This window comes from Holdemania sp. Marseille-P2844, from assembly GCF_900120005.1.
Lineage (GTDB): Bacteria > Bacillota_I > Bacilli_A > Erysipelotrichales > Erysipelotrichaceae > Holdemania.
Genome location: NZ_LT635453.1, coordinates 123,398 through 150,332, shown reverse-complemented (window position 1 = coordinate 150,332; position 26,935 = coordinate 123,398). Strand labels below are relative to the sequence as shown.

Genomic DNA, 26,935 nt, shown 5'->3' with positions numbered 1-26,935 from the left:
ACCTGTGGGTGACTATTTTATGCCGACAAGATCTTTCTGCCTTTAGCACGACGGCGGGCTAAAACTTTACGTCCTCCGACCGTTTTCATGCGGGCTCTGAAACCGTGGACTTTTTGGTGTTTTCTTTTGCTCGGTTGATAAGTTCTTTTCATATTAAAGAGCCACCTCCAGTTCTTTTTATACAATAATGAGCAATTGCTGGTACATTATACAATAGTTTTTCTGTAAAAGTCAACTAAACTCCGCCGACTTCCCCCTCTGATTTCTCCTTTTTTGATAAAATGAAAGAAGTTTTTTTTATTTTCACTCAGATCAAGGCAATTTCGGCCGCTTCCTCAGCATCTCTTTTACTGAATTTCTCGGCGCTTCTGGCGCACCTTTTTAAGCCCTGTTCTTGATTCTCCCGATTGAAAGCTATACAATAAAGATACTCTTTATTCCTGAATTCAATTTATCATTTTACCAGTTTATCCCAGGGATAATTCCGCAATTACAAACCAGAAAAACAAAACCTGAAAATCAATAACGCTGATTTCCGGAAGAAATATAAACCGGAATTCTTTTTCCGTTTTTCTTCTTCTTTGTTTCATTAAAACGTCGGTAATATTTGCTTTTCACGTGCACAAGGTCAGAAGACGACTTTTTCTCCTTAGAAAACGGGTGAAGATCCATGAAACACAAAACGAATTTCTCTCAAAAAAAGACGGTTTTCCGTACAAGCTGGTTTTTGATCGCCGGCAGTCTGATCGTGTCGCTTTTGGTGATTGCCGGTCTGCTTCAGATCAATCAAAAGCGCAATGAAGAGGTTTTTCAGAAACTGATCAGTGAAATCCTGAGCGTTTCTCATCAGCAGCAGGAATTAGAAGCGATCAATGCCATTGAAGATACCCAGCGCAGTCTGGAAGCCATCGCGGCAATTTACCAGACGTCCGACACCGATCCCAACAGCCCCTGGACGCAATCCTATCTGACTGCCATTGAAAACTTCAATACGGTTCGGGATATTCAATATGTTTCCGCTCAGACGCTGCAATCCATGGTCAATACGCCGGTGCCGGGAACTGATCCGCAGGGGATCCAAAACTTGCTGGACGGCCATCCTTACGTTTCGGATCTGTTCCGCCAAAAACAATACGGGACGGACGCCCTGATCAGCGTTTCTGTCCCGGTGATCCAGAAAGGTCAGGTGATCGGCGCCTTCCACAGCATTCTTAACGCCAATCTGTTCGTCAGTGTTCCCAATGCCAGAAATGAAGAATATGCCCAGAATTTTCTGATCCGCCGCGACGGCGAAATTATACTCGAGCCGTTTGGATGGCCGGAAATTCCTTATCAGCTTCAGTCGGAACTGGAGAACATCGGCGTTTCTGAAGATGCGATCGCCCATGTGGAAGCGGCGCTGAACCGGGGCGAAAGCGATATGCTGCTGGTCAAAGGCACGAAAAACCGCGCGTTGTATCTCACGATTTCCGCTCTGGGCTATAACGACTGGCTGCTGCTGACGATCGCTTATCCTTACGAATTTAAGGGATATTCCAAGCTGATCAGCCAAAACGCCGCGGTTTTAACTGCTTCGCTGATTCTCTTTCTGATTTTGCTCGCTGGAATGATCATCACTATTTTTATCTGGCAGCGGAAGAAAATTTTGCACAATCAGGCGCGCTACGATCTGCTCGCACAATTCTCGGATACCATTTTATTTGAATATTCCTGTAAAACACAGCGGCTGACATTTACGCCCAACATTGCGGAACGATTTAACGTGCCGGCTGATCTGATTCTTTACCCCATGGACAGCCCGGGGGCCATGCCTTTGATCCATCTGGATGACCAGACCACTTTGATCACCATGCTGAAAACAGCGTCCCAGGCCGCCGTTGATACCTTATACCGCATCGACGTTCGTTTCCAGACCCGTGCCGGGAATTACCGCTGGGTTTCCTGCCAGGGACAAACGCTGCGCGAGCGCGGCGGGCGGCCGTTATCCATTATCGGAAAGATCGCCGACATTCAGGATCAGAAATCCAAGGAGGAACGATTGATCGAAAAATCTTCCACTGACGCGATGACCGGCGCCTTGAACCGGGAAGCAACCAAAGCGCAGATCACCGAACATCTGAATGAAGAGGAAACCGGCTTTTTGTTCTTACTGGACATTGATAATTTTAAAGAGATTAACGATACGCGGGGTCACCGGATCGGCGATCAGATCCTGATTGACCTCGTAGAGCTGCTTAAATCCGAATTTCGCCAGAACGACGTGATCGGAAGACTGGGCGGGGATGAATTCATGGTTTTCATGGGACAAACCCGCGATCCGATGATTGCGGTTCAGAAAGCTTCGCATATTCTTAAACGGCTCGCTGCGGAAAAAGCCGGAACGTTTTCCGTCAGCATCGGCATTGCCTACGCGCCCATCGACGGCACGACTTATGATCAGCTGTATGACGCCGCAGATATAGCAATGTATCAGGCAAAACGGCAGGGGAAAAACAGTTTTTACCTGCGGACCTCGCCTGTGGATTCTAAAACGGCAAAGGATCTGGACCGCCCGGTTCATCGGGAAGATCCTCCGGCGCAACACTAGCGTCCTGATCAGACAGTCACTGCGGCAGGATGGGCACCGATCTTTTTTCAGACATCCTTTTGATCATAAATTTCCGGCCCCGCTTTTCAGCGATTATCCAAACTTGCAAGCACTGCGGCCGGTTTTTTTATTGATTTGATAGACGAAAATCATTTTATAATCGTTTGTCTATCCTGTTTTTCCCTGCATGCAGTCGTTGTGACCGCCCAGAATAAAACAGGATTTGCGGATTAAAACAGCGCTGAAATCACGCGTTCAAATCGAAAGCTCCTACAGAAAACTTATTTTTCCAGAAACCTTCTTCAATTTCATGCGTTTTTCAATAGGGTAGAGGGAAAATAAATTTCGCCCCTCCCATTGCACCGTACGTACGGATCTCGTATACGGCGCTACATATGTATTGCTGTCACGAATAACTTAGATAGTACTCTAAAGGATTGACTAAGCCTTGTCTTTCCTTTTTCTTTATGGCTAGTATTCTGGGATTTAAGATGTAGTTTACCACATTCATTCCACATCTTCGATACCATCCTAGTCTTGAATTTGCTACTTTAAATATGTCTTCCTCTGTAAAGGAAAAATTTTGCAGTTTATTCAGTCTTTGCAGATTTATATAAATCCGTTTCGGTATCTTCCATTGCTTAATAATAACCACTCTTATTTTGTGTCTTAACCATTGTCCGAATTTATCCAAGAATTGTTTCATACTTCCGATACGGAAATAGTTTATCCATCCTCGTATAATTTGGTTTATTCTTTTAAATGTCTCTGCTAATGGTCTTGCTACTGCGTGTTTCCGTTTTAGTATTTCTTTGATTTTCATGCATAACTTCGCTTTCCTGTTATCGCTTGGCCTACACTTCCATCCCATACTTCCTTTCCAGAACGTAAAACCTAGAAAATTACTTTTCGTCGGTCTTACGATTTTGGTCTTTGTCGCACTCACTTTTAAGAATAGTTTTCTTTCTAGCCACCATGTGATTGATTTCATTACTCTTTCTGCTGCCATTTCGCTCTTTACGAAGATGTTACCATCATCAGCGTACCTCACAAAGCGCAGCCCTCTCTCTTCAAGTTCTTTATCAAGCTTATCTAAATATATATTTGATAGTACTGGACTGAGTGGTCCTCCTTGTGGTACTCCTGCTTCATTTGGACTTACTAGTCCATCTTCCATAACTCCTGCTTTTAAGAACGAACGTATCAGATGCAGTATTTCTCTTTCATTCACATGTTCTCTAAGTATTGAGATTAACTTGTCATGATGTACTGTATCGAAATATTTTTCTATATCTATGTCAATAACCCATTCGTATCCTTCGTTTAGATATTCTAATACTTGTTCCATCGCATTATGTGCACTTCTATTGGGGCGAAACCCATAACTGTTTTCACTGAAATGTGGTTCATATATTTCGCTCAGTATCTGCGCTAATGCTTGTTGTATTACTCTATCTGTTACTGTCGGTATACCTAGCGGTCTTTGCTTTCCATCTGCTTTTGGTATATAGACTCTCCTTACTGGCTTTGGTTTATATTTCATATTCATGATTGCGGTTATAATTTCCTCTCCATGTATTTCAAAATATTTGTCAATTTCTTCCACCATCATGTTATCAACACCCGGTGCGCCTTTGTTACTCTTGACTTTCTTTATCGCCAGTTCCATATTTCTTTTACTTAGCATCTTTTCTATCAATCTCATTCGCTGTTCCTCCTCTACTCGTAGATTTATCCAAGACCATCCCCACTACTTTCCTCATCAATGATTACGATTCATTGTTTCAGAGTATCCTCATTTTCGGATTGCTTGAACATTTTCTCATAGTGATTCACACTATACATACATTAAGTCCTTCGTTATCTAGGCTGGATAACTAATATGACCTCAGCTGACTTCTTGTGATAAACCTTTTTCGACCGATGCTACCATCCCTGATTTTAAAGTTTATTGGACTTCATCGTTCACAAGACCTCCCGGGGTAAGACATACATCTCTTTCCTATCTTCACAAGTTCCTGATTTACTGTCTTGGTTTTACGTTTACCTTTTGGACTTTGGTTTGTTTCGCAACCTTATCCACCATTTAGCCTCATCAGGTTTCTGTTCGTAACCTCGAAGATTTTGCTACACCACTTCCTTCACCCTTAACATCACTGCTAACGACTTGTGGTTCACTACACTTGGCGGTAAATACCCGTGGTTGGATTTTCACCAACTAGATGTATGCCATGCCCGGCACACGAATAAAACCTTCCGACATCTTGCAAGCCGGAAGGTTTCTGCTTTTTTATATCAATTCAGCCGATCAAGCCGTATTCTTTCAGCGCTTTCGCAATGCCATCCTGATCAATCGGGGCCGTGACCTTTTCAACGACAGGCTGCAGGGAAGGCGTACCGTTACCCATTAAAACGCTGTGCGGCACATGTTTGAGCATGGGCAGATCGTTCGTGCTGTCGCCGAAGACGTAGCAGTCCTGCAGATCAACATTGTATTTTTCCCGCACGACGTCAATCGCCGTCGCTTTGCTGCAAGCCTGAGGGACAATCTCCGCGAATCCGTCGAAACGGTCGATAAACGCAAATTCTTTCTGCTTCAAAAAATGTTTGAAGTCTTCCAGATCGCTGCGCTGATCATAAGCGATGCAGAACTTTACGAATTCGGAGCGGTGGTCAATCCAGGGAACAATGTTGTTGAAGCCTTCGCTGTGCAGAATCTCCATCGACTTCACAAAACCGTTCTCCACATGTCCCAGGCTGACGTAACAGGTCGGCGTATTTTCACCGAATACGTCGATCCGGCACGCGTCGGCTTTTTCCTTGATCTGCTGGCAGACGGTTTGTGGAATCTGATGACGGTAGAGGGGTTTTCCCTGAACCAGAATTTCCGTACCGCAGCCGCAGCAGTAGCCGTCAAAATTCAAAGCTTTGATCCTCGCTGAAACGTGGGAATAGGGCCGGCCGGTGTTGATAAATACAACGCTGCCGTTGCGCCGGGCCGTGTGCAGGGCTTCAATCGTACTTTGCGGAATCTGGTGCGTCTGTTCATCCACCAGCGTACCGTCAATATCAAAAAAGAGACATTTTTTCTTCATCGCTGCTCCTTCATCTTCTTCATTGGCTCAAAAACAGCCCCATTATAGAAGATGAATTAGAAATTGAAAAGCCTAATCCAGTAAATTGTAATATTCTTCTACGGTTAAACCGCTTTCATAGATTTTCTGCGCTTCTTCCGTGCCGAAATAGCGGTAATGCCACGGTTCGAAGATATAACCGGTGATTTCTTCCTTGCCTTCCGGATAGCGCAGGATGAAGCCGTATTTCCAGGCGTTTTCTTTCAGCCAGACGCCTTCGTCGGTATCCTTGAAACAGCCTTTGAGATAACAGCTGCCGTTCGTTCCGGATAAATCGGCGGCCAGTCCGGTCTGGTGCTCGCTCTGGCCTGGTTTGGCGGAATAGCGGCTGGCTTCTTCCTCGCCGTCGCGGGCGACATAGTTGTTATACAGATTTTTCTGATAATCATAAGAACGGTAGCCGCTGCCGATCATTAAAGAAATGCCGTCTTCTTTTGCGGCGTCAAACATGATTTTCATCGCGTCCGCCGCCTCCTGACGCAGCGTGACGGAGGACTTGGCCAGCGGCACATCTGGTTTCACAAGGTCGGCCGGTTCATAATCTTTGCCTAAGGGACGCTGCTTGTTGACGATCAGCGTAATGCTTTCAAGACTGGTCAGATCTGGAACTTCCATAAGAATATCTCCTTCCCCATCCTCCTTGCCCGACGCCGGAGTCTCCTCCGGTGCATCAGTTGGCTGCGGCGAGGTCGTTTCGGCAGGGGCAGAATGATCCTCGGCCGGCGTCTTTGCCTTTTTTCCACAACCGCCGATCGTCATGACCAGCATCAGGGCAATCAGTATTTTCGTTATTTTCAACACTTGCTCATCTCCTGTTCTTCGCGGTTTTTCTCCTGAATCCGGCGCAGCGCCGCGGCAACGTCGGGCACAATATATTTAGCCCGCGCCAGGATTTCCGGATTGCTTTTTTCCATCGCGTAGCTTTCTTCAATCAATTCAAACATTTCCAGATCATTGATAGAATCCCCTAAAACGGCGATCTCATACAGCGGCACATGGTCGAGCGCGGCGATCTTCTGAATTCCGCTGGCCTTGTTGACGCCGGGTTTCATCATCGAGTATCCATCATGGCGGGTCATGACCGGATCATAGCCCAATCGCGCAGCCTGTCTGGCCAGCAGCGCTAACGTTTCCGGCTGATGGCAAAGAATCACCAGCGAAACAAAGGTTATTTCAGGTTTGCGATGGCTCAGCTCCGCAAGTGTCCACGGCAGGATTTCCCGATGGTCCGGCACATTGTCCGGATCGGAAAATTCGTCGATGTATTCCGGTTTCCGATCCGCAAAGCAATAATCATTCTGATTCGTGATGCACAACAGTTCCGCCGGCTGATTTTCCAACAAAGCATGGACATGCCGCGCTTCTTCCAGCGTAAATACACTTTCGTAAATCAGCTTCTGGCGCGATGTGACGTAAGCGCCGGAATAGGCGACCGTATCAAAGCTGAACTGCCGGCCATAAGTCCGCGGAACAAAGTCGGCGGGACGCCCCGTCGCCAGCGCGAAATGCACGCCGGAGTTCACCGTCTTGTTGATTTCCCGGAGGTTTTCCACCGAAATCGTGTATTCCCCCTGCTCGTTATCCTGAACCAGCGTTCCGTCCACGTCGCAAAAGATCAAACGTATCATTTTTTAATCCTCACTTTATCGTATTGTAATTATACCATCGCGGCAATGGTAAGCAAATCCCAAGATATCCACAGGAAAAACCGCAGCTTCTGTCCAACCCGCGGATTTTCGGGGTTTTCCCGCGGTTGGATAATTCTTTATCCACGCCTTCTCCGCATTCCACATTCAATAGTTATCCACAGTTGTGGATAATGGTGGATTATGTCAAAAAGACTTTTATAAAAGGCTATTTTGATATGGATAAACTATTGATAACTTTATGTTCCACCGGTTTTATCCCCATTTTCCCCAAAAAAGTTATCCATGTCCACTTTTCCCCACTTTCTCCACAATGGAAAAGATGTGGATTACAGTGGATAACCCGGCATAAACAAACAATAAACACCGATTTAAGGACACTTATCCTGTGGAAAACTTTTTTTGGAAGAAAATCATCGTGGAAAAATGCTGATAAATTAGCTAAACTAGTAGTGCTATGGAAACTTATCCACGAATGGGAGTTGTATAAAAAATGACAGTAATGGATTCTTACTTATCCGATATCTGGAAACGAACCCTGACGCTGATCTTGGAAAAGGGGAAACAGCAGGAAAAACTGGACAATCTGATCTTTAATCAGTTTTTTTCCGATTCCAAGCTGATGGACCTTGATGAAAAGAAAGCTCTGGTCGTCGTGCCCGGGTATATCCAGCAAACGATTATGATGCAGAACAAAGAGATCGTTGAAGAAGCGATCAGCGAAGTTCAGGAACGGAAGATCAGCTGCGAGATTATCATGGAAAGCCAGCTGCAGAAAATCCGGCCGATGGCGGCGAAAAAGAAAGCGCCGGCGATCACTGGATTGAACACGACCAACCTGATCCCGGATTACACTTTTGACAATTTCGTAGTCGGGGGAAGCAACCGCGAAAGCCACTCCGCAGCGCTGGCCTGTGCCTACAATCCCGGACAGTTTTTCAACCCGCTGTTCATCTACGGCAATTCCGGGTTAGGCAAGACGCATTTGTTAAACGCGATCGGCAACTACGTCAGCGCCCATGCGCCGGACAAAAAAGTCTACTACACGACCAGCGAAGACTTCGTCAACGCCGTCGTCAATTCCATCAAAAACGGCCAGATTCAGGAATTCAAAGAAGAAATGAACGATCTGGACGTCCTGTTGGTCGACGACATCCAGTTTCTGGCCGGCAAGGAAAAGAGCCATGAAACGTTCTTCTACATCTTTAACGAACTGGTCAACAACAAGAAGCAGATCTGCCTGACCTCCGACCGCCATCCGACCGAGATCAAAGGACTGGAAGAACGCCTGATCAGCCGTTTCTCTTCCGGGTTGTCCGTCGGCGTCGACTCGCCGGAATTTGAAACGTCCGTTGCGATCTTAAAGGTCAAGCTGGAAAAGCAGAGCGTCGATCCGGCGATCATCGACGACGATGTGCTGGCATACATCGCTTCGAATTTTTCGCAGGATGTGCGCAAGCTGGAAGGCGCGCTCAACCGTTTATTATTCTATTCAATCAACTTCTCCAACAGCACCCGGATCGATTTCAAAACGGCGGTTTCCGCGTTCCGCGGCCAGGCCCAGACGATTGATAAAAACGATCTGACCGCCTCCAAGATCATCCGCTGCGTCGCCGATTACTATGGCCTGACCAAACTGCAGCTGGTCTCCAAAACGCGCACGAAAAACATCGCGACCGCCCGGCACATGGCGATGTATCTGTGCCGCAAGCATCTCGACATGCCTTACGTGAAAATCGGCGATGAATTCGGCAAGCGTGATCACTCGACGGTGATGAGCGCCTGCGAGAAAGTTGAGAAGGGGTTAAAGAACGACGAGACCTACCGGCAGGCAGTCGGCGAGCTGGAGAAGCTCATGCAGGTCAAATAGTTAACCACTGCTTTCCACTTTATTTCCGCCGTCAAAAGTGATAAAATAGACCTGTAATATAAGGCTTTTTGAAACGTTATCCACTTTTCCACAGTCCTAATGATGTTGAACTTGAATACTTAATAAAAACACAAGGGAGGTACACCATGAATTTCAAAATCTCCAAGCGAGTTTTCTACTCTGCCCTCAATACCGTATCCAGAGCGATTTCTTCCAACTCGCCATTACCAGCGTTATCCGGCATCAAAATTGAAGTGAATCAGGATTCCATCGTACTGACCGGCAGTGATTCCGATATCTCCATCCAGACCACATTAAATGGCAGCGATGAAGAAACCAATCTGATCGTCAAAGAAACCGGTTCGATTGTGATTGAAGCCAAATATATCCTCGAAATCGTCAGAAAGATCGACGCCGACGAAATCGAACTGGAAATCGTCGACGGTTCGCTGACCAAGATCAGCGGGATGTCGGCAGAATTCCGGATCAACGGGATGCGCGCCCTGGACTATCCGGCGATCGACTTTACCCGCCCGGGTCAGCAGTTTGAAATGGATGCCGACGTCTTATTAAAGGTCATCAGCCAGACGACGTTTGCGACCAGTGATCGGGAAACCCGCCCGGTCTTAACCGGCGTCAACATGAAGTGCAGCGGCAAGCGGCTGGAATGCGTCGCTACCGACAGCTACCGCTTGGCCCGCAAGATCGTCGATCTGACCTCCGAAAACAACTTTAACATTACCATCCCGGCCAAGAGCTTAAATGAAGTGTCCAAGACGATCGCTCAGGACAGCAGCGTGCTGATCGCCGTCTCGGATAAGAAAGCGCAGTTCTGGATTGGTGAAACCGTGATTCAGACCCGTCTGATCGACGGCGCCTATCCGGAAACCGCCCGTTTAATTCCGACAGAATTCGCGCATGAGCTGACCGTGGATTCCCGCGACATGCTCAATGCGATCGACCGTGCGTCGTTCATCAAAAATGAAGGCATTTCCATCGTCAAGCTGAGCGCCAACAGCGAGGAAGTCGTCATTTCCAGCAAATCACAGGAAGTCGGTTCATCGGTTGAAAATTTAAACATCCTTGGCTATGAAGGCAATCCGCTTGAAATCTCATTCAGCGGCAAATATGTGTTTGAAGCGATCCGCGTTTTATCCGCAACGACGATCAAAATTCTGTTCAGCGGCGAGATGAAACCCTTCGTCATCCGCAACACTGACGACGACTCGATTCTGCAGCTGGTTCTGCCGGTCAGAACCTATTCTTAAATCTTTCTGAAACACGAAATAAAAGCACCCAGACGGTGCTTTTTGCTTGCTTTTGTGGTATAATCTATACGATAGGCCACAGGCAGGAAAGGACTCTGACAATGATCAAAATTGATACGGAATTCATTACCTTGGGGCAGCTGCTGAAAATGACGGACTGGATCTCCTCCGGGGGCGAAGCGAAGCTGGCAGTGAAAGAACTCAAGATTACGGTCAACGGTGAAAAAGAAGACCGGCGCGGCCGCAAGCTTTATCCCGGTGATGAAATCAGGATCGAGGATAAGCGTTATACGATCGAACGATGAAGATCAATCAGATCCGCCTGAAAAATTTCAGAAACTATGATTCCTGCCAGTTTATCCCGGATCCGCACATGAATGTGATCATCGGGAAAAACGCGCAGGGCAAAACCAATCTTCTGGAAAGCATCGTACTGCTTTCGACGACACGATCTCACCGGGCTGTGCGGGATCAGGATATGATCCGGGAAGGCCAGGACTTCTGCAAGGCGGAATGCCGGCTGGATACTGAGCCGGAGATGGTGCTGTCGGCGGTGATTCACGGAAAAGGAAAAACGCTGATGATCCATCAGAAGCCGATATCCCGATCCAGCGAATTCATCGGCAAGCTCAACGCGGTGCTGTTTGCGCCTTCGGATTTGGAGCTTTTTGAAGCGCCGCCGAAGGTACGAAGACGGTTGATGGACGTGGAGATCGGCAAGGTTTCGCCGCGGTACATGCAGGCGCTGAGCGCGATGATGAAGCTTTTAAAAGAACGCAACAGCCTGTTGAAACGTGAACACGTCGACAACGCGATGCTGGAGGTTCTGGATCAGCAGATGATCGAGCAGCAGCTGACGATCATCACGATGCGGCGGCAATTCATCGCCAGGATGAATGAAAGTTTAAGCCGGATGTACAGCACGCTGGCCGAAGAAGAAGCGCAGGTCAGGGCGGCCTACCATACGATCACGGAACAAACCGGGCCGGCGGCGATGCGGGAAGAAATCAGCCGCAAATTGTTGGAAAACCGCGAGCGCGACCGGATTTTGAAGACGACGTCCAGCGGCGTTCACCGCGACGATCTGAGCTTTCAGCTCAATGGACGGGATGTGTTGAGCTATGCTTCCCAGGGTCAGCGGAGAATGATTGTACTGGCGTGGAAACTGTCGCTGATCGACTTCATTGCAGATCAGCTTCACGAACTGCCGGTATTGCTTTTGGACGACGTGTTGTCGGAGCTGGATCAACAAAAAAGGGTAAACCTTTTTTCTTTGATTTCCCCGGAAATCCAAACGTTTATTACGACGACGGAAATTGCGGATCTGCTTCCGTTTCTGTCGCGAAAAGTTAAAATTGCAGAAATAGACAGCGGTCAGATACGACCTTGGAAGGAGGACATGAATTGAATATGGAAAAACCAGTAGAGCATTCTTATACCTCGCATGATATTCAAGTGCTGGAGGGGTTAGAGGCGGTCCGAAAACGGCCTGGCATGTATATCGGTTCGACTTCGGAAAAGGGCCTGCATCATCTGGTCTGGGAAATCGTCGACAACTCGATCGACGAGGCGCTGGCCGGGTATGCGACGGATATTGAAGTCACTGTCGATCCTGAAAATATCGTCACGGTCGAGGACAACGGCCGCGGCATGCCGGTTGAAATTCATGAAAAGACGGGGATTTCAACGGTAGAAACGATTTTCACCGTTTTGCACGCCGGCGGCAAGTTCGGCGGTGGAGCGTATAAAGTCTCCGGCGGTCTGCACGGCGTCGGCGCTTCCGTCGTCAACGCGCTGAGCGAATGGCTGGAAGTCACGGTCTACAAGGAAGGCAAGGTCTTCTTTATCCGCTTCGAAAACGGCGGCAAGGCGGTTGCGCCGCTGAAGCAGATCGGGACCTGCGATCCGGATAAGCATGGCAGTTTAGTCCGTTTCAAAGCGGATTCGACGATCTTTACGGAAACCGTCGCTTACAACCATGACGTGTTATATGACCGGCTGCGCCAGATCGCCTTCTTAAACAAGGGCATTAAGCTGTTATTTACGGACGAGAGAATGGAAGATGAAGTCAAGCGGACGCATACGTTTTTGTATGAGGGCGGCTTGAAGGAATACATCGCGTTTTTAAATAAAAACAAGACGCCGATCCACGAAGAAATCATTTACGTGGAAGGCGAGCAGGACGGCATCCAAGTTGAAATTGCGATGCAGTACAATGACGGCTATGTGCCTAATGTGTATTCATTCTGCAACAACATCAATACCGGCGAGGGCGGCACGCATGAGGAAGGCTTCAAGCTGGCGCTTAACCGCACGTTAAACAACTACGCCAAAGAGGCGGGCTTGTTGAAAAAGGACGAGGAAGGGCTGCAGAGCGACGATGTGCGCGAAGGGCTGACCGCGATCATTTCCGTCAAGCATCCGGATCCGCAGTATGAAGGCCAGACAAAAACCAAGCTGGGCAACGTCGAAGTGCGCAAGATCGTTTCCAACATTCTGGGCGAACAGCTGGAACGGTTCTTATTGGAAAATCCGAACAGCGCGAAGCTGATCATCGAAAAAGCGCAGCTGGCCTCCAAAGCACGTTTGGCGGCGAAAAAAGCCCGTGAACTGACACGTCGGAAAAGCGCGCTGGAAATCAGTTCACTGCCGGGAAAACTGGCTGACTGTTCCAGTAAGAATGCTGAAATCTGCGAAATTTACCTGGTGGAAGGGGACTCCGCCGGCGGAAGCGCGAAACAGGGAAGAAATTCCAAGTTTCAGGCGATCCTGCCGCTGCGGGGTAAGATTTTAAACGTTGAAAAAGCCCGTTTGCACCGTATTTTTGACAACAACGAAATCCGTTCGATGATCACCGCCTTCGGCGCGGGGGTCGGCGAGGAAGTCGACGTGACGAAGCTGCGCTATCATAAAATTGTCATCATGACCGATGCCGATGTCGACGGCGCACATATCCGCACGCTGCTGTTAACATTCCTGTATCGTTATTTGCGGCCGGTGGTTGAAGGCGGATTCGTCTACATTGCGCAGCCGCCGCTGTATAAGATTCAGAAGGGCCAACAGGTTCGTTATGCCTACTCGGACGACGAATTGAATCATGTCAAAGCTGAGCTGGGCGACCGGCTGAATATTCAGCGTTACAAAGGCTTGGGTGAAATGAATCCGGAACAGCTGTGGGAAACGACAATGGATCCGGAAGTCAGAACCCTGATTCAGGTGACGATTGAAGACGCGATGGATGCGGACGCCGTGTTCTCGATGCTGATGGGCGACGAAGTCGAACCGCGCCGCAACTTTATTCAGGAAAACGCCCATTTCGTGAAGAATTTGGATATTTAAGGAGGATCGTCGATGGATGAGAACAACTTTAATCACGGAAATATAAAAACAACGAATATTTCCAGTGAAATGCGGACATCCTTTCTGGATTACTCCATGTCCGTTATCGTGGCGCGAGCGCTGCCGGATGTCCGGGATGGAATGAAGCCGGTCCACCGCCGCATTCTGTACGCGATGAACGATCTGGGCATCGTTGCGGATAAGCCGCATAAGAAATCGGCGCGTATCGTCGGTGAAGTTATCGGTAAATATCACCCGCATGGGGATACCGCGGTTTATGAAACGATGGTCCGAATGGCTCAGGATTTCAGCTATCGTTATCCGTTAGTCGACGGCCATGGCAACTTCGGCTCGGTTGATGGCGATGGAGCGGCAGCTATGCGATATACCGAAGCGCGCATGTCCAAGATTTCAATGGAGCTGCTTCGCGATATCAATAAAGATACTGTCGACTGGATGGATAACTACGACGGCGAGGAACACGAACCGGTGGTTCTGCCTTGCCGCTTCCCGAACTTGTTAGTCAACGGGACAACCGGCATCGCGGTCGGCATGGCGACCAATATTCCGCCGCATAACCTCGGGGAAACGATCGACGCTGTCATTGCGTTGATGGAGAACCCGGATATCACGGTCATGGAACTGATGGAAGATTACATCAGCGGTCCGGATTTCCCGACAGGTGGGTATATCTTAGGCCGTGCGGGCATCAAGCAGGCCTATGAAACCGGCCGCGGATCCATCATGATCCGGTCTAAGGTCAAGGTTGAGGATATGCCTAACGGCAAGAAACAGATCATCGTAACGGAAATTCCATATGTCGTCAACAAGGCGGCGCTGGTTGAAAAGATCGCCAGTCTGGTCCGTGAGAAGATTATTGAGGGCATTACTGATCTGCGCGATGAATCCAACATGGAAGGCATCCGCATCGTGATCGAGCTGCGTAAGGACGTCCAGAGCGACGTTATCTTAAACCAGCTGTACCGCATGACCTCGCTGCAGACGTCGTTCGGCGTAAATATGATCGTTCTGGTCGACAACGCCCCGCAGCAGCTGGGATTGAAGGATGTTTTAAAATGCTATCTTGATCACCAGATCGACGTCACGGTGCGCCGGACACGCTTTGAATTGAAGAAAGCGGAAGACCGTGCGCATATCTTGGAAGGCTTGAAGATTGCGCTGGATCACATTGATGCCATCATCAGCCTGATTCGCAGTTCCAAGGACACATCCATTGCGATGAACGGGTTGATGGAAAACTTCGGCCTGAGCGAAATTCAGGCGAAGGCGATCCTGGATATGCAGTTCAGACGGTTGACCGGCTTGGAACGGCAGAAAATTGAAGAAGAGTATGACGGTTTGATGGCGCAGATTACCGATTTAAAGGATATTCTGAACAATCACAGCCGCGTTTTGGAAATCATCCGTTCGGAATTGACGGAGATTAAAGAAAAGTACAACGACAAGCGTCGTTCCGAAATCATCGACGCTGAAATTGATATGCAGGATGAAGATCTGATTCCGCAGGAAGACGTCGTGATCACGATGACGGTCAACGGCTATGTCAAGCGGATTCCGGTCGATACCTACCGGCTGCAGAATCGCGGCGGCAAGGGTATCAAGGGCATGAGCATGCATGAGGATGATATCGTCGATCAGTTCCTGACGATGATGACGCACGATTACCTTTTGATGTTTACGAATCAGGGCAAGGTGTACCGGATCAAGGGCTATCAGGTCCCGCTGGCTTCCCGGACTTCCAAGGGCATTCCAATCGTCAACCTGTTGAATCTGGACAAGGATGAAAAGGTACTGGCAATGGTACCGGTAGAACGCGAGAATTCTCCGGCGAAGTTCCTGTTCTTTGTCACAGCGCAGGGCATTGTCAAACGTGTCCCGATTGAAGAATTCGAAAATATCCGGCAATCGGGTAAGATTGCGATCAATCTGCGCGAGGGCGACGAGCTGATCAGCGCGAAACCGACGACCGGCAGCAGTCAGATTCTGATTGCGGCGGCGAATGGACAGGCAATTCGCTTCGATGAAACCGACGTCCGTCCGATGGGCCGGACCGCAACCGGCGTCAAGGGCTTCAATGTCAACGGCAGCCGGGTTATCGGCATGACGACCGACTTTGAAGGTCAGTATATCCTGTCCGTTACGGAAAAGGGGTATGGTAAGAAATCCAAGCTGGAGGATTACCGAATGACCAACCGCGGCGGCAAGGGGGTAAAGACCGTTCAGGTTACCGATAAGAACGGACCGTTAGTCTTCTTACGCGCGGTCAACGGCGATGAAGACTGCCTGATTATGACCAACGAAGGAATCGTCATTCGAATCAGTTTGGAAAAGGTTTCGGTATACAGCCGGAATACGCAGGGTGTAAAGTTGATTTCCGTAGAAGACAGCCAGAGTGTTTCCACGGTTGCCATCGTTTACAAGTCGGAAGACGATGAGGAAACAGAGGGCGAAGCCGGAAACAGCGAACTGAATTCAACGGTAGAAACGGATGAAACCGGGGATCAGAGCAGCGAAGTTCAAGGGGACGCATCTGAATCTGAGATTCAGGAATAGACTGAAATAGAACTGGTTTTAAAAAGTAATGAAAAAGCTATAGTCGATTAAGATTATAGCTTTTTTTCGGAATTCACATTCACTTTAATAATTTTTAGAACAGGATAAAGAATAGGATGTAACTGAGAAGAAAAGCGTTCTCAATTTTAATAAGAATAATATTCAAGCTGAAATCAAGATCTTCAATTCCTGAAAGTGAAAAACGAAAAAGGCAAGTCTGATCAAGCGGCGAAGCAGGGGGTGGCCTATAATTGCAAAGTAAGCAGCGAAAGGAGGAAAGATTTATGCTTGAATGGCAAAAACAGATTCAGTACGTCGTTAATGTGATTGACGAGAGTATCAAAGCGCATCAGGACGAATTTCTGACCTTGAATGCTTTGGCCGATCAGCTGGGCTATTCCGAGTTTTATACAGCGCGAAAATTTAAGGCAATATCGGGAATGGTGTTTCGGGATTATCTGCGCCGGCGGAAACTGGCCTTTGCTTTAAAGGAAGTCCGTGACAGTGAGAAAGGAATCCTGGAAATCGCTCTGGATTATGGCTTTTCTTCCCATGAAGCCTTTACCCGGGCGTTTAAAAACTTGTATGGCATAACGCCCAGCGATTATCGGAGACATCCTGTGCCAGTTATTTTACGTACGAAAATCAATCCTTTTGATCGCTACTTTTTTGGACAAGGAGAGATTGGTATGGTTAAGTCATCAGAAGCTTTAAAAATTTATTTCGTTACGATTCCAGCTCATCAATTTTTGTATGTTGAAAATAAAGAGAGTAACGGATACTGGGATTTCTGGCAGAAACAAAATCAGATTCCAGGTCAGGATCAGGCAACGATTTGCGGATTGCTCGACAGTATCAAAGGAAAATTAGATGATGAGGGCGGAAGCGAAGCGAACAGCGGCGGAGGTCAGATTATGGCTTATCGTAATGATCCGTCAGGACGGCTATGCGACTGGGGCTTCCCCCGTACAGAGTGTTACGGAGTCCGGCTTCCCAACGAGTATCAAGGAGAAATTCCCACAGGGATGCAGCTGACAGAAATTCCTGAGGGCGAATACCTCGTTTTTGAGCATGGCCCGTTTGATTATGAACAGGAAAATCGCAGCGTTGAGGAAAAAGTTGAGAAGGCGATGGCTGATTTTGATTTCAAAGACACTGGATATGGTTATGATACAACGACTCCAGGACGGTTAATTTATTTCTATTTTAATCCTGAGCGGTGCTGGAAATATATCCGCCCAGTTCGTAAGTTTTCAGATTAATTTTCGTTTTGCGGATTCAATATCTCAATTTCTCGTTTATTTTCTTTCTTTCGGGTCAAACTGAAGAAGGAATGAAATCGGAATTACGTTGGTTTCGTTTTATCCATTGACAAAAAAATGGGGCTTGATTAAAATGAAGGTGTTAAAACGTAGATGAGGATAAGTAAGTACATGATTTTCTTTAGAGAAACAGTGGTTGGTGAAAACTGTTGTCAATCCGTGCTGAAATCCACCTCGGAGTGAAAGTGAACCTTTCCGGTTATCGCCGTTAACGATTCAAGTGACTGATGTTTCACGTGAAACATTGGTAATTAGGGTGGCAACACGAGGCATCGTCCCTGAGTGGGCGGGCCTTTTTTATGTTAAAAGGAGGAAATAGTCATGCTGGACATCAATTTGTTGCGTACAAATCCAGAAGTAGTCAAAGAAAACATTAAAAAGAAGTTTCAGAATCAAAAATTGGAATTAGTCGATAAGGTGGTCGAATTGGATCGTCAGTTCCGGAAGGCGAAAACCGACGGCGATAGTCTGCGGGGACAGCGGAATGCCATCAGTAAGCAGATCGGCGGCTTTATGAAGCAGGGCTTAAAAGAAAAAGCGGAAGAAGCAAAGAAAGAGGTTGCCAATATTGCAAGGCAGCTGGCTGATTTGGAAGTGAAGGAAGAAGAATTAGCAGCGGAGATCAAAAAGATTATGCTTGTGCTGCCGAATATCATTGATGAAACAGTCCCGATTGGCAAAGATGACAGTGAAAACGTGGAAATTGAAAAATTCGGCGAGCCTGTCGTTCCTGATTTTGAGATTCCTTATCATACGGAGATCATGGAGTCGTTTGATGGAATTGATCTGGACAGTGCCAGAAAAACGAGTGGAAATGGTTTCTACTATTTAAAAGGCGATATTGCCCGTCTGCATTCTGCAATTTTGTCCTATGCGCGGGATTTCATGATCGACCGTGGCTTTACCTACTACATCCCGCCATTTATGATCCGCAGCGACGTGGTCACAGGCGTCATGAGCTTTGCGGAAATGGAAAACATGATGTATAAAATTGAAGGGGAAGACCTGTATTTGATTGGTACCAGCGAACATTCCATGATTGGCAAGTTCATTGATACGATTATTGATGAAGAACAGCTTCCGCAGACGCTGACGTCTTATTCCCCATGCTTCCGTAAAGAAGTGGGTGCGCATGGCATTGAAGAACGCGGCGTTTATCGAATTCATCAGTTCGAAAAGCAGGAAATGATCGTTGTCTGCAAGCCGGAAGACTCAAAATACTGGTATGATCAGCTGTGGAAGAACTCGGTCGATTTCTTCCGTTCACTGGATATTCCTGTCAGAACGCTGGAATGCTGCTCTGGCGACCTGGCAGATCTGAAAGTAAAGAGCTGCGACGTAGAAGCCTGGTCTCCGCGTCAGAAGAAGTATTTTGAAGTAGGCAGCTGCTCTAATCTGGGCGATGCGCAGGCTCGCCGATTAGGCATTCGTGTTCAGGGCAAGGAAGGGAAGTATTTTGCCCATACGCTGAATAACACAGTCGTAGCTCCGCCAAGAATGCTGATTGCTTTCCTGGAAAACAATTTAAACGCTGACGGAACGGTGAATATTCCTGAACCGTTAAGAATGTATATGGGCGGAAAGACAAAAATCGAGAAGAAATAGTATGAAAAGGGGAGATAACTCTCCTTTTTCATTACTTTGGAGGAAAAATGTTAAGAACTATGAGAACAGACGATCTTGATTATGTTGTTAAGATCTGGTTGGAAAGCAATATTCAGGCTCATTCTTTTATTGAATCAGATTATTGGAAGGAGAATAAAGAAGAAGTGAGAAAAATGCTCCCTCACAGTCTTATTCAAGTCGCGGAAATTGATGGAAATATCGTCGGTTTCATTGGAATGAATGAAACCAGAATTGAAGGTTTATTTGTAAGTTCTGATTTTCAATCAAGAGGGATTGGACATTCTTTAATCGAATGGGCTAAGACCGGAAATGAAGAATTGACGCTGAGCGTATATCAAAAGAATCAAAGAGCGTTGCAATTTTATCTTAAGGAAGGCTTTGTTATTGGTGAACGGCTTATGGATCAGAAAACAGGCGAAATCGAGCTTCTTATGCAGTGGAAAAGAATGTAATTGAGTAACATCAAATAATAACAGTCATATCAAATGTTTCACGTGAAACATAAGATTAAACAGGTGAGCTTTGAAAAAGGAAAAAGAAAATTAAGAATAAAATTTAAGCATAGACAAGTAATTTTTATTCAGTTATCCTAATTGTGGGGTTGGCGCCAGCTCCTGAAATCAGGAGAAAATAGAAGATGAACAATTTAAACTTAGTCGGAACTCCACGAGAGATTGGTTTTCAATATGGAAAATATTTTGCGGAACTGGGCGTTAATCTGTCCGCAACGTTGCCTCCCGGAACGAAAGAACGAAAAGAATACAGTGAATCAGTAAAATTCCTGTATAAATCTGATTATCCGGCGATTCTGAAAGAAATTGAAGGAGTGGCGCAAGGAAATGGCTGTGATGCGGAGGTACTGACTCAATTCTTGTTAAGCATGTATGTTTATACGGCGATGAATTTCTGTACCTGCATTACAGGATTAGATCACCGCAGGCATCTCTTATTAGGAAGAAACAGTGATTTTTTGACGGCGATGCAGCCAATGTATAGTCATTGCGTAATTAAACCTGCGTCAGGCTATGCTTTTACAGGAAACACAACAGGTTTTGTCGAAATGGAAGATGGCATGAATGAAAAAGGACTCGCAGTTGGTCTGACTTTCGTATACAGCGCACAAAAGCATTTTGGTTTAAACGCCGGAATGATCGTCAGGATCTTATTAGAACACTGTGCAAACGTAAATGAAGCAATTACCAGGCTAAAGAAGATGAAGATCGGCTCATCTCAGATCTTAACGATGGCTGACAGCACAGGCAACAAAGCGGTTGTCGAATGCAGTGCGCAGCATATCGAGATTATTCAATCTCATTCCATCTTATATTCAGTAAATCAGTTTGTCAGCGACGCCATGAAACCAGCTAATCCAGAAAATATTGATGATATGGAATCAGGGCTGCGATTAAAAACGTGTCAGAAAGCTTTTCAACATCAAAATGTGCTGAGTATGGAATATTTAAAAGAGGTATTAAAAGGAAAACAAGGATTTTTATGTCAATATGACCGTCGACGCGGCGGAGATACAGTCTGGTCTGTGATCTATGATCTCAATGATGATAAAATCCAGTTTTGCGATGGCAATCCATCAAGAGAGGGTTATCAGACAATAAAAACTGGTTTATAATCTCAAAATAAAGATGAAGACATTTAAAAGATTGCGCTTTGTTCAATCGCTTTCTGTGTAAATTGTTTTGTAAAACAAAGTTAAATTAAAAACAATACGAACTTTTTAGTTTATAACAAAGGAAAGGTATACTTATGGAAGATAACAAAGTCATCCTGTCAGAAGTGTTCTTTTATTCCAGTAAGCGCCGACATCTGCCTGTCATTGGATATCGGCCTGATGCTTTATTTGAAGGGCAGAATCCGGATGAATACTGGGGTATAACATTTATTGATTGTTCCATATCAGAATTTGAAACATGGTCGACAGCGAAAATCCAATTCACTTTTCAGGACAGTCACTATGATCAGGTGAGGAAAGGTCAAATGTTTCAGATCATGGAAGGAAGAGAAGCTGTCGGATTGGGAAAAGTCATCCGCGTTGTAAGAAACTAAAACCCAACAAGAACAATCATAAGAAGCCGATAGATGTGTCATGGTTTATTAAACAACAGGATATTTCTTTGAATTCATCTGGAGTGTTTCACGTGAAACATTCATAATTTCCTCATTAAGACTTGAAAAGAGTTTGTGTCAAAAAAGACAGACAGTCACTTGCGGTTTAAGCAAGGATTGAGTATAATAATAAACGGTACAACAAACATATTTGAACCTGGTCAGGACCGGAAGGTAGCAGCCATAAGAATCTCTGTTTGTGTGTACCCTTTTTATTTTCTTGAATCGAGGTTCAAAACATGGCAGAGAACAAACAAGATAAAAATGATGAGTATTTCATGCGTCAGGCGATCAAAGAAGCAAAAAAAGCAGAGTTGATCGACGAAGTTCCCATTGGAGCGGTGCTTGTCCATGAGGGAAAGATCATTGCCCGGGGACATAATCTGCGCGAAAAGAAGCAGTCTGCGCTGGCTCATGCGGAAATCATCGCTATTGAGAAAGGCTGCCGGAAAATGAATTCCTGGCGGCTGGAAAACTGTATTCTCTATGTGACGCTGGAACCATGTCCGATGTGTGCCGGAGCCATTCTTCAGTCGCGCATTGCCCGGGTGGTTTACGGCGCTGCGGATCCCAAAGGCGGCAGTGTTGGAACCTGTTTTAACCTTTATGATATCCCAGGATTCAATCACTATCCCGAAGTGACGAAAGACGTGCTTGGCGAGGATTGCGCAGCCCTGTTAAAAACGTTCTTTAAACAAAAAAGGGCCAAGAAAAAGGGCCTGAAAGAAGAAAAATCAAAAGATTTTTCCCATCCGGAACAGGCCAGCGAAAACGCCAGAAAATAACAGAAACGAATATCGTAAAAAGATGGGTTTTCATTTTAATGACGACTCATTTTTGTTATAATAAGTAAGTCAGCGAAGGAGGAATCAGGCATGAGTTATAAAGCACTATATCGAACCTATCGACCATCCTCCTTTGAAGAAGTCGTAGGTCAGCAGCACATTGTCACGACGCTGAAAAACGCAGTAAAGCAAAATAAAATCGCCCATGCATATTTGTTCTGCGGTCCCCGCGGGACCGGGAAGACGACCATTGCCAAGCTGTTGGCCAAAGCGGTGAATTGCGAGGATCAACAGAATGCACCGTGCAATCAATGCCGCAGCTGTCTGGCAATCCAACAGGGAAATCATCCCGATATCGTGGAAATTGACGCTGCATCCAACAACGGCGTCGACGAAGTCCGGGAACTCATTGAAAAAGTAAAATATGCCCCATTGGAAGGACGCTATAAAGTTTATATTATCGACGAAGTTCACATGATGTCCTCCGGCGCCTTCAACGCGCTGTTAAAAACTTTGGAAGAACCTCCGTCTCACGTCATCTTCATTCTGGCGACGACAGAACCGCAGAAGGTGCTTCCGACCATTATTTCACGCTGCCAGCGCTATGATTTTTCAAAAGTAAGTCAGAATGAAATCATGGCCCGTGTCCGCAGTGTTCTGGAACAGGAACATATTGAATGCGACGATGAAGCGCTGCGTCTGGTTGCCCAACTGGCTGACGGCGGAATGCGCGACGCTTTGAGCATTATGGATCAATGTATCGCCTATGCTCAAAATCATATCACCGCCGCACATGTCAATGAAATCTATGGAATTACGACAGTGAGTGAGAAAATTGAGATGCTGCAATGGATTTTTCAGCATCAAGCTCAGCTGTTATTGGAAAAAATCCGCACGCTTAATGAAAAAGGCGTCGATATTAAACGTCTGACCTCCGATTTCATCGAAATTTTGAAGGAATGCGTAATTTTCATCTATACGCAGGACGTGACTCTTTTAAATAAGATTAACGAAGAAGAAGCCAATACGATCATCAGCGGCAAAAGTTCGCGCGAGTTATTAGCGCTGATTGACATTCTGATGGAAACTCTGGAAAAATACCGGACCGCAAGCAGCGCCGCATCGTATTTTGAAGTCGCGGTATTGAAAATGATGGCTGAACTGGATTCAAGCCAACGCCCGGCCGCACCGGTTCAGACCGTTTATACCCAACCGGCCGCAGCGCCGGTAAAACCCGCTCCGGCGCCGGCGTCCCCGGCTAAACCGCAGATTGAAATTTCGAACATGCCTGAGGGAACAGACGAGGAAGCCGATCTGACGGAAGAAGCACCGCCGATAGAAATAGCGCCGTCCATACCGACGCCGCCGGAAGAAAACATAAGCGTTGTTCAGGAAAAACCGGCGGAGGTCCATCCGGAGTTCGAAATTCTGCCGCTGGATTATGAATTTGTCATGCAGCTTCTGGCCGGCGCGAATAAAGAAATGCGGATGAAAGATGAAAGTCAGTGGAAACTGATTGATCAGAAGTGCCGTGACCGTGATCTCAACTGTGCGCGGATTGCCAATCTGCTGCGCAATGGGAAAATTGTTGCATGCGGAGAAAACTATATCCTGATCTGCGTATCCTATCAGGCGCTGGCCAATCAGATCAACGATCCGGCAATGAAATCGCAGATCAATCAATTCTGTTATGAAAGCTTGAAAATCAAAAAACAACTCTTTGCGATTACGCAGGAACAGTTTAAAATAGAAACGAACGATTTCCTCGCCCGCTCGCGCAGCGGAACACTGCCGGAACCGGCTCAGGTCGCACCGGTAGAAATTGACGAGGAAGTCGGAAAAACAGAGAAAACGGAACCAGAACAGGACGTGGTTGAAAAACTGTGCGATTTGTTCGGAGCCGAAAATGTCGAAATCATCGAGGAGGAATAACAAATGAACATTCAACATTTATTAAAACAGGCGCAGCAGATGCAGAATCAGATCGGTAAGGTAGAAAAAGAGATTGAAGCGACAGAATACACGGCCACAGCTGGCGGCGATGCGGTAAAGGTGACGCTGACAGGAAAGATGGAAGTTACCGGCATTGAGATCAGCGAAGATCTGTTGTCCGCAGACTCCAAAGAGATGCTTCAGGATACTGTGATGATCGCGGTGAACGCAGCCCTGGCCGCCGCGGTAAAAGATAAAGAAGAACGGATGAATAAAATCACGCAGGGCGTCAAGATGCCGGGAGCTTTCTGATTGCATGTATCCGAAGTCATTTGAACGACTGATCGAATGCTTTCAGCTGCTGCCGGGCGTCGGCGCCAAGACAGCCGAACGCTACGCCTTTATGATGCTCGATGCGCCGCAGGAACAAGTTGAGTTGTTCGCTCAGGCGTTAATCAGCTGCAAGAATGACATCAAGCGCTGTCGGATCTGCGGCAACATCAGCGATCAGGACGAATGTCCGATCTGTCAGAATGAAAATCGCAATCCGCGGATGATCTGCGTCGTGCAGTCGCCGAAGGACGTGATCGCCATGGAAAAAATGCAGGAATACGCCGGCGTTTACCATGTCCTCAACGGTTTGATTTCCACATCCAGGGGAATCATGCCGGAAGATCTGAATATCGACGCGCTGCTGGAGCGAATCAGCCCGGAAACTGAAGAAGTGATCATCGCCACCAACGCCACAATCGAAGGTGAAACCACAGCGCTGTATCTGGACAAGCTGCTTTCCGGAAAAGGGGTGCTTGTCACCCGCATCGCGCACGGTCTGCCGATGGGCGGCCATCTGGACTATGCCGACGAACTGACGCTGATCAAAGCGTTCGAAGGACGCAAAAGTCTTAAATAAGAGAGAAGGGATTAACATGAAAACAGATTTACAAATCGCACAGGAAAACACGATGGACAATATTGAAAAAATTGCAAGAAAGGCCAAGATTGATTCTGATTACCTTGAAGTGTACGGCAAAAACAAAGCGAAGATCGATTTGAAAATCATGGACAAGATTGCGGATAACCGCAACGGCAAGCTGATTCTGGTCACGGCGATCAATCCGACCAAAGCCGGCGAGGGCAAGTCGACAACGACGATCGGCTTAGTCGACGGTCTGGCTCAGATCAACAAAATGGTCATCGGCTGTCTGCGTGAGCCTTCTCTGGGCCCGGTTTTCGGTTTAAAGGGCGGTGCGACCGGCGGCGGATATGCCCAGGTGGTGCCGATGGAGGAAATCAACCTGCATTTTACCGGCGATATGCATGCGATCACCGCGGCAAACAATCTGATCAGCGCGGTGCTGGATAATCACATCTATCAGGGGAACGAATTGAACATTGATCCGACGAAGGTCGTCTGGAAGCGCTGTCTGGATATGAACGATCGGACGCTGCGCAGCATAACGATCGCTCAGGATAAAAAAACAAACGGCGTAGAACGCAAAGATGGATTCATCATCACCGTGGCAACGGAGATCATGGCGATCATGTGTCTGTCCAAAGACCTGCAGGACTTTGAAAAACGCGTCAGCCGGGCGGTCGTTGCCTATACCTATGACGATCAGCCGGTCACGGTCGGCGATCTCAAGGTCGAAGGCGCGGTCACGCTGGTGATGAAGGAAGCGCTGAAACCAAATCTGGTTCAGACTCTGGAAAAAACGCCGGTATTCATCCACGGCGGTCCGTTTGCGAATATCGCGCATGGATGCAACAGTCTGATCGCGACCCGCATGGCACTGAAGCTTTCAGACTATGTTGTTACTGAAGCAGGCTTCGGCGCAGATTTGGGGGCCGAAAAATTCTTTGATATCAAATGCCGCTACGGCGAACTGAAACCGAACGCCGTCGTCATTGTCGCAACGGCCAGAGCGCTGAAGCTGCATGGCGGCGTGCCGGCAGATCAGCTGAAAGAAGAGAATGTTCCGGCAATTCTGGAAGGAATTAAAAATCTGGAAAAGCATATCGAATCCATCAGGCAGTACCGCGTGCCGTATATCGTCGCGATCAACAAGTTCAGCGCCGATACGCAGGCGGAAGTCAATGCGATTCTGAATTGGTGCAAAGACAATGGCCACCGCGTTGTCTTATCCGACGCCTGGGCCAGCGGCGGAGCGGGCGCTGTCGATCTGGCGCAGGAAGTTGTCAGAATGTGTGAAGAAGACTCCAAATTTGAACCGTTATACGATCTCGATCTGTCACTGGAAGAAAAGATCGACACGATCGTTCGAAAGATTTACGGCGGGCGGTCTGTCATCTTCAGCGATCGGGCTAAAGCTCAGCTGGAAGAATACAAACGGGCAGGCTGGGATAAGCTGCCGGTCTGCATGGCGAAAACCCCGAACTCTCTGACAGACGACGCGAAAATCGTCGGCCGTCCGACAGGGTTTGATATTCACGTTCAGGAACTGCGGATTTCCGCCGGCGCGGGCTTTGTCGTTGTTTTGACGGGAAACATCATGACGATGCCAGGTCTGCCGAAGGATCCGGCAGCACTGCACATGGGGATCAACGAAAAGGGTATTTCCTACGGTATTTTCTAAGTCTTAAAATAGGCGGTCAGAAATACCGGAAACCTCGGATAAAATTGAATTTCAATCAAGATGAAGCCGTTAAAAATAGCTTCATCTTTTTTTGCCAGGATCATCAAAAACAAACAAATGAACTTGAATAATATTCA

22 protein-coding genes, 1 other RNA gene and 1 other annotated feature are annotated in these 26,935 nt (G+C 47.1%); of the genes, 18 read left to right on the top strand and 5 right to left on the bottom strand.

Translation table 11 applies throughout. From position 1 onward, the window contains the following. Window positions 1-17: 17 nt before the first annotated feature. On the bottom strand, window positions 18-152 hold the full coding sequence (rpmH, locus tag BQ7364_RS13275; protein ID WP_072685186.1) for a 50S ribosomal protein L34: 135 nt from the start codon (window positions 150-152) through the stop codon (window positions 18-20). 518 nt (window positions 153-670) lie between these two features. On the opposite strand from rpmH, the gene BQ7364_RS13270 reads away from it, so the two are divergent. Then, the gene (locus tag BQ7364_RS13270) at window positions 671-2,587 is read left to right on the top strand and encodes a GGDEF domain-containing protein (RefSeq protein WP_072685185.1); all 1,917 of its coding nucleotides are present in this window, start codon (window positions 671-673) and stop codon (window positions 2,585-2,587) included. A gap of 406 nt (window positions 2,588-2,993) precedes the next feature. On the opposite strand, the gene ltrA is transcribed toward BQ7364_RS13270, so the two are convergent. The 4 genes from ltrA to BQ7364_RS13245 all read right to left on the bottom strand — a co-directional run bounded on the left by ltrA (window position 2,994) and on the right by BQ7364_RS13245 (window position 7,349). Beyond that, window positions 2,994-4,292 carry a group II intron reverse transcriptase/maturase gene (gene ltrA, locus BQ7364_RS13265; RefSeq protein WP_072683574.1) on the bottom strand — a complete coding sequence of 433 codons (1,299 nt, stop codon included), beginning with the start codon at window positions 4,290-4,292 and terminating at the stop codon, window positions 2,994-2,996. A 595-nt stretch (window positions 4,293-4,887) separates the two neighbouring features. Continuing rightward, window positions 4,888-5,682, bottom strand: coding sequence for an HAD family hydrolase (locus BQ7364_RS13255; RefSeq protein WP_072685184.1), 795 nt, complete (start codon window positions 5,680-5,682; stop codon window positions 4,888-4,890). A gap of 72 nt (window positions 5,683-5,754) precedes the next feature. Next, window positions 5,755-6,522: a M15 family metallopeptidase gene (locus BQ7364_RS13250; RefSeq protein WP_083538604.1), complete on the bottom strand. Its 768-nt coding sequence runs from the start codon at window positions 6,520-6,522 to the stop codon at window positions 5,755-5,757. Next, window positions 6,516-7,349 carry an HAD family hydrolase gene (locus BQ7364_RS13245; RefSeq protein ID WP_072685183.1) on the bottom strand — a complete coding sequence of 278 codons (834 nt, stop codon included), beginning with the start codon at window positions 7,347-7,349 and terminating at the stop codon, window positions 6,516-6,518. Before BQ7364_RS13245 ends, BQ7364_RS13250 begins: the two co-directional genes overlap by 7 nt. Before the next feature lie 511 nt (window positions 7,350-7,860). Here BQ7364_RS13245 and dnaA point away from each other — a divergent pair. The 17 genes from dnaA (at window position 7,861) to BQ7364_RS13155 (ending at window position 26,798) form a co-directional block, all read left to right on the top strand. Beyond that, window positions 7,861-9,237 carry a chromosomal replication initiator protein DnaA gene (gene dnaA, locus BQ7364_RS13235; protein ID WP_072685181.1) on the top strand — a complete coding sequence of 459 codons (1,377 nt, stop codon included), beginning with the start codon at window positions 7,861-7,863 and terminating at the stop codon, window positions 9,235-9,237. A 146-nt stretch (window positions 9,238-9,383) separates the two neighbouring features. After that, the gene (gene dnaN / locus BQ7364_RS13230) at window positions 9,384-10,505 is read left to right on the top strand and encodes a DNA polymerase III subunit beta (protein WP_072685180.1); all 1,122 of its coding nucleotides are present in this window, start codon (window positions 9,384-9,386) and stop codon (window positions 10,503-10,505) included. 101 nt (window positions 10,506-10,606) lie between these two features. Further along, on the top strand, window positions 10,607-10,810 hold the full coding sequence (yaaA, locus tag BQ7364_RS13225) for a S4 domain-containing protein YaaA (protein WP_072685179.1): 204 nt from the start codon (window positions 10,607-10,609) through the stop codon (window positions 10,808-10,810). Beyond that, window positions 10,807-11,913: a DNA replication/repair protein RecF gene (recF, locus tag BQ7364_RS13220; RefSeq protein ID WP_072685178.1), complete on the top strand. Its 1,107-nt coding sequence runs from the start codon at window positions 10,807-10,809 to the stop codon at window positions 11,911-11,913. The genes yaaA and recF overlap by 4 nt, the downstream gene beginning before the upstream one ends. A 2-nt stretch (window positions 11,914-11,915) precedes the next feature. Further along, window positions 11,916-13,844: a DNA topoisomerase (ATP-hydrolyzing) subunit B gene (gene gyrB / locus BQ7364_RS13215; RefSeq protein WP_072685177.1), complete on the top strand. Its 1,929-nt coding sequence runs from the start codon at window positions 11,916-11,918 to the stop codon at window positions 13,842-13,844. Window positions 13,845-13,856: 12 nt separating this feature from the next. After that, window positions 13,857-16,418, top strand: a complete 2,562-nt coding sequence (gyrA, locus tag BQ7364_RS13210; protein ID WP_072685176.1) for a DNA gyrase subunit A — start codon at window positions 13,857-13,859, stop codon at window positions 16,416-16,418. A 284-nt stretch (window positions 16,419-16,702) separates the two neighbouring features. Further along, window positions 16,703-17,680, top strand: a complete 978-nt coding sequence (locus tag BQ7364_RS13205) for a helix-turn-helix transcriptional regulator (RefSeq protein ID WP_072685175.1) — start codon at window positions 16,703-16,705, stop codon at window positions 17,678-17,680. A gap of 141 nt (window positions 17,681-17,821) precedes the next feature. Beyond that, window positions 17,822-18,023: a binding site (T-box leader), on the top strand. A 38-nt stretch (window positions 18,024-18,061) separates the two neighbouring features. Beyond that, window positions 18,062-19,345 (top strand): serine--tRNA ligase, encoded by a 1,284-nt coding sequence (serS, locus tag BQ7364_RS13200; protein WP_072685174.1) that lies wholly within the window; start codon window positions 18,062-18,064, stop codon window positions 19,343-19,345. A 47-nt stretch (window positions 19,346-19,392) separates the two neighbouring features. Next, window positions 19,393-19,818 (top strand): GNAT family N-acetyltransferase, encoded by a 426-nt coding sequence (locus BQ7364_RS13195; protein ID WP_072685173.1) that lies wholly within the window; start codon window positions 19,393-19,395, stop codon window positions 19,816-19,818. A 185-nt stretch (window positions 19,819-20,003) separates the two neighbouring features. Further along, window positions 20,004-20,993 carry a C45 family autoproteolytic acyltransferase/hydolase gene (locus BQ7364_RS13190; RefSeq protein WP_072685172.1) on the top strand — a complete coding sequence of 330 codons (990 nt, stop codon included), beginning with the start codon at window positions 20,004-20,006 and terminating at the stop codon, window positions 20,991-20,993. Window positions 20,994-21,127: 134 nt separating this feature from the next. Continuing rightward, on the top strand, window positions 21,128-21,427 hold the full coding sequence (locus BQ7364_RS13185) for a hypothetical protein (RefSeq protein WP_072685171.1): 300 nt from the start codon (window positions 21,128-21,130) through the stop codon (window positions 21,425-21,427). Window positions 21,428-21,612: 185 nt separating this feature from the next. Then, an RNA gene (gene ffs, locus BQ7364_RS13180) (signal recognition particle sRNA small type) lies at window positions 21,613-21,710 on the top strand. A 16-nt stretch (window positions 21,711-21,726) separates the two neighbouring features. Further along, on the top strand, window positions 21,727-22,272 hold the full coding sequence (gene tadA / locus BQ7364_RS13175) for a tRNA adenosine(34) deaminase TadA (protein ID WP_072685170.1): 546 nt from the start codon (window positions 21,727-21,729) through the stop codon (window positions 22,270-22,272). A gap of 90 nt (window positions 22,273-22,362) precedes the next feature. Beyond that, window positions 22,363-24,204: a DNA polymerase III subunit gamma/tau gene (gene dnaX, locus BQ7364_RS13170; protein ID WP_072685169.1), complete on the top strand. Its 1,842-nt coding sequence runs from the start codon at window positions 22,363-22,365 to the stop codon at window positions 24,202-24,204. A gap of 3 nt (window positions 24,205-24,207) precedes the next feature. After that, window positions 24,208-24,516, top strand: coding sequence for a YbaB/EbfC family nucleoid-associated protein (locus BQ7364_RS13165; protein ID WP_072685168.1), 309 nt, complete (start codon window positions 24,208-24,210; stop codon window positions 24,514-24,516). A 4-nt stretch (window positions 24,517-24,520) separates the two neighbouring features. After that, window positions 24,521-25,114: a recombination mediator RecR gene (gene recR, locus BQ7364_RS13160; protein WP_072685167.1), complete on the top strand. Its 594-nt coding sequence runs from the start codon at window positions 24,521-24,523 to the stop codon at window positions 25,112-25,114. Between the two features lie 16 nt (window positions 25,115-25,130). Continuing rightward, entirely contained in the window at window positions 25,131-26,798 is a 1,668-nt protein-coding gene (locus BQ7364_RS13155; RefSeq protein ID WP_072685166.1) for a formate--tetrahydrofolate ligase, read from the top strand. The last annotated feature ends 137 nt before the right edge of the window (window positions 26,799-26,935 follow it).

What these genes read in the sequence shown, in the direction of transcription:
- rpmH (WP_072685186.1), bottom strand. Translation starts at nt 152, where the DNA reads ATGAAAAGAACTTATCAACCGAGCAAAAGAAAACACCAAAAAGTCCAC.
- BQ7364_RS13270 (WP_072685185.1), top strand. Translation starts at nt 671, where the DNA reads ATGAAACACAAAACGAATTTCTCTCAAAAAAAGACGGTTTTCCGTACA.
- ltrA (WP_072683574.1), bottom strand. Translation starts at nt 4,292, where the DNA reads ATGAGATTGATAGAAAAGATGCTAAGTAAAAGAAATATGGAACTGGCG.
- BQ7364_RS13255 (WP_072685184.1), bottom strand. Translation starts at nt 5,682, where the DNA reads ATGAAGAAAAAATGTCTCTTTTTTGATATTGACGGTACGCTGGTGGAT.
- BQ7364_RS13245 (WP_072685183.1), bottom strand. Translation starts at nt 7,349, where the DNA reads ATGATACGTTTGATCTTTTGCGACGTGGACGGAACGCTGGTTCAGGAT.
- dnaA (WP_072685181.1), top strand. Translation starts at nt 7,861, where the DNA reads ATGACAGTAATGGATTCTTACTTATCCGATATCTGGAAACGAACCCTG.
- dnaN (WP_072685180.1), top strand. Translation starts at nt 9,384, where the DNA reads ATGAATTTCAAAATCTCCAAGCGAGTTTTCTACTCTGCCCTCAATACC.
- yaaA (WP_072685179.1), top strand. Translation starts at nt 10,607, where the DNA reads ATGATCAAAATTGATACGGAATTCATTACCTTGGGGCAGCTGCTGAAA.
- recF (WP_072685178.1), top strand. Translation starts at nt 10,807, where the DNA reads ATGAAGATCAATCAGATCCGCCTGAAAAATTTCAGAAACTATGATTCC.
- gyrB (WP_072685177.1), top strand. Translation starts at nt 11,916, where the DNA reads ATGGAAAAACCAGTAGAGCATTCTTATACCTCGCATGATATTCAAGTG.
- gyrA (WP_072685176.1), top strand. Translation starts at nt 13,857, where the DNA reads ATGGATGAGAACAACTTTAATCACGGAAATATAAAAACAACGAATATT.
- BQ7364_RS13205 (WP_072685175.1), top strand. Translation starts at nt 16,703, where the DNA reads ATGCTTGAATGGCAAAAACAGATTCAGTACGTCGTTAATGTGATTGAC.
- serS (WP_072685174.1), top strand. Translation starts at nt 18,062, where the DNA reads ATGCTGGACATCAATTTGTTGCGTACAAATCCAGAAGTAGTCAAAGAA.
- BQ7364_RS13195 (WP_072685173.1), top strand. Translation starts at nt 19,393, where the DNA reads ATGTTAAGAACTATGAGAACAGACGATCTTGATTATGTTGTTAAGATC.
- BQ7364_RS13190 (WP_072685172.1), top strand. Translation starts at nt 20,004, where the DNA reads ATGAACAATTTAAACTTAGTCGGAACTCCACGAGAGATTGGTTTTCAA.
- BQ7364_RS13185 (WP_072685171.1), top strand. Translation starts at nt 21,128, where the DNA reads ATGGAAGATAACAAAGTCATCCTGTCAGAAGTGTTCTTTTATTCCAGT.
- tadA (WP_072685170.1), top strand. Translation starts at nt 21,727, where the DNA reads ATGGCAGAGAACAAACAAGATAAAAATGATGAGTATTTCATGCGTCAG.
- dnaX (WP_072685169.1), top strand. Translation starts at nt 22,363, where the DNA reads ATGAGTTATAAAGCACTATATCGAACCTATCGACCATCCTCCTTTGAA.
- BQ7364_RS13165 (WP_072685168.1), top strand. Translation starts at nt 24,208, where the DNA reads ATGAACATTCAACATTTATTAAAACAGGCGCAGCAGATGCAGAATCAG.
- recR (WP_072685167.1), top strand. Translation starts at nt 24,521, where the DNA reads ATGTATCCGAAGTCATTTGAACGACTGATCGAATGCTTTCAGCTGCTG.
- BQ7364_RS13155 (WP_072685166.1), top strand. Translation starts at nt 25,131, where the DNA reads ATGAAAACAGATTTACAAATCGCACAGGAAAACACGATGGACAATATT.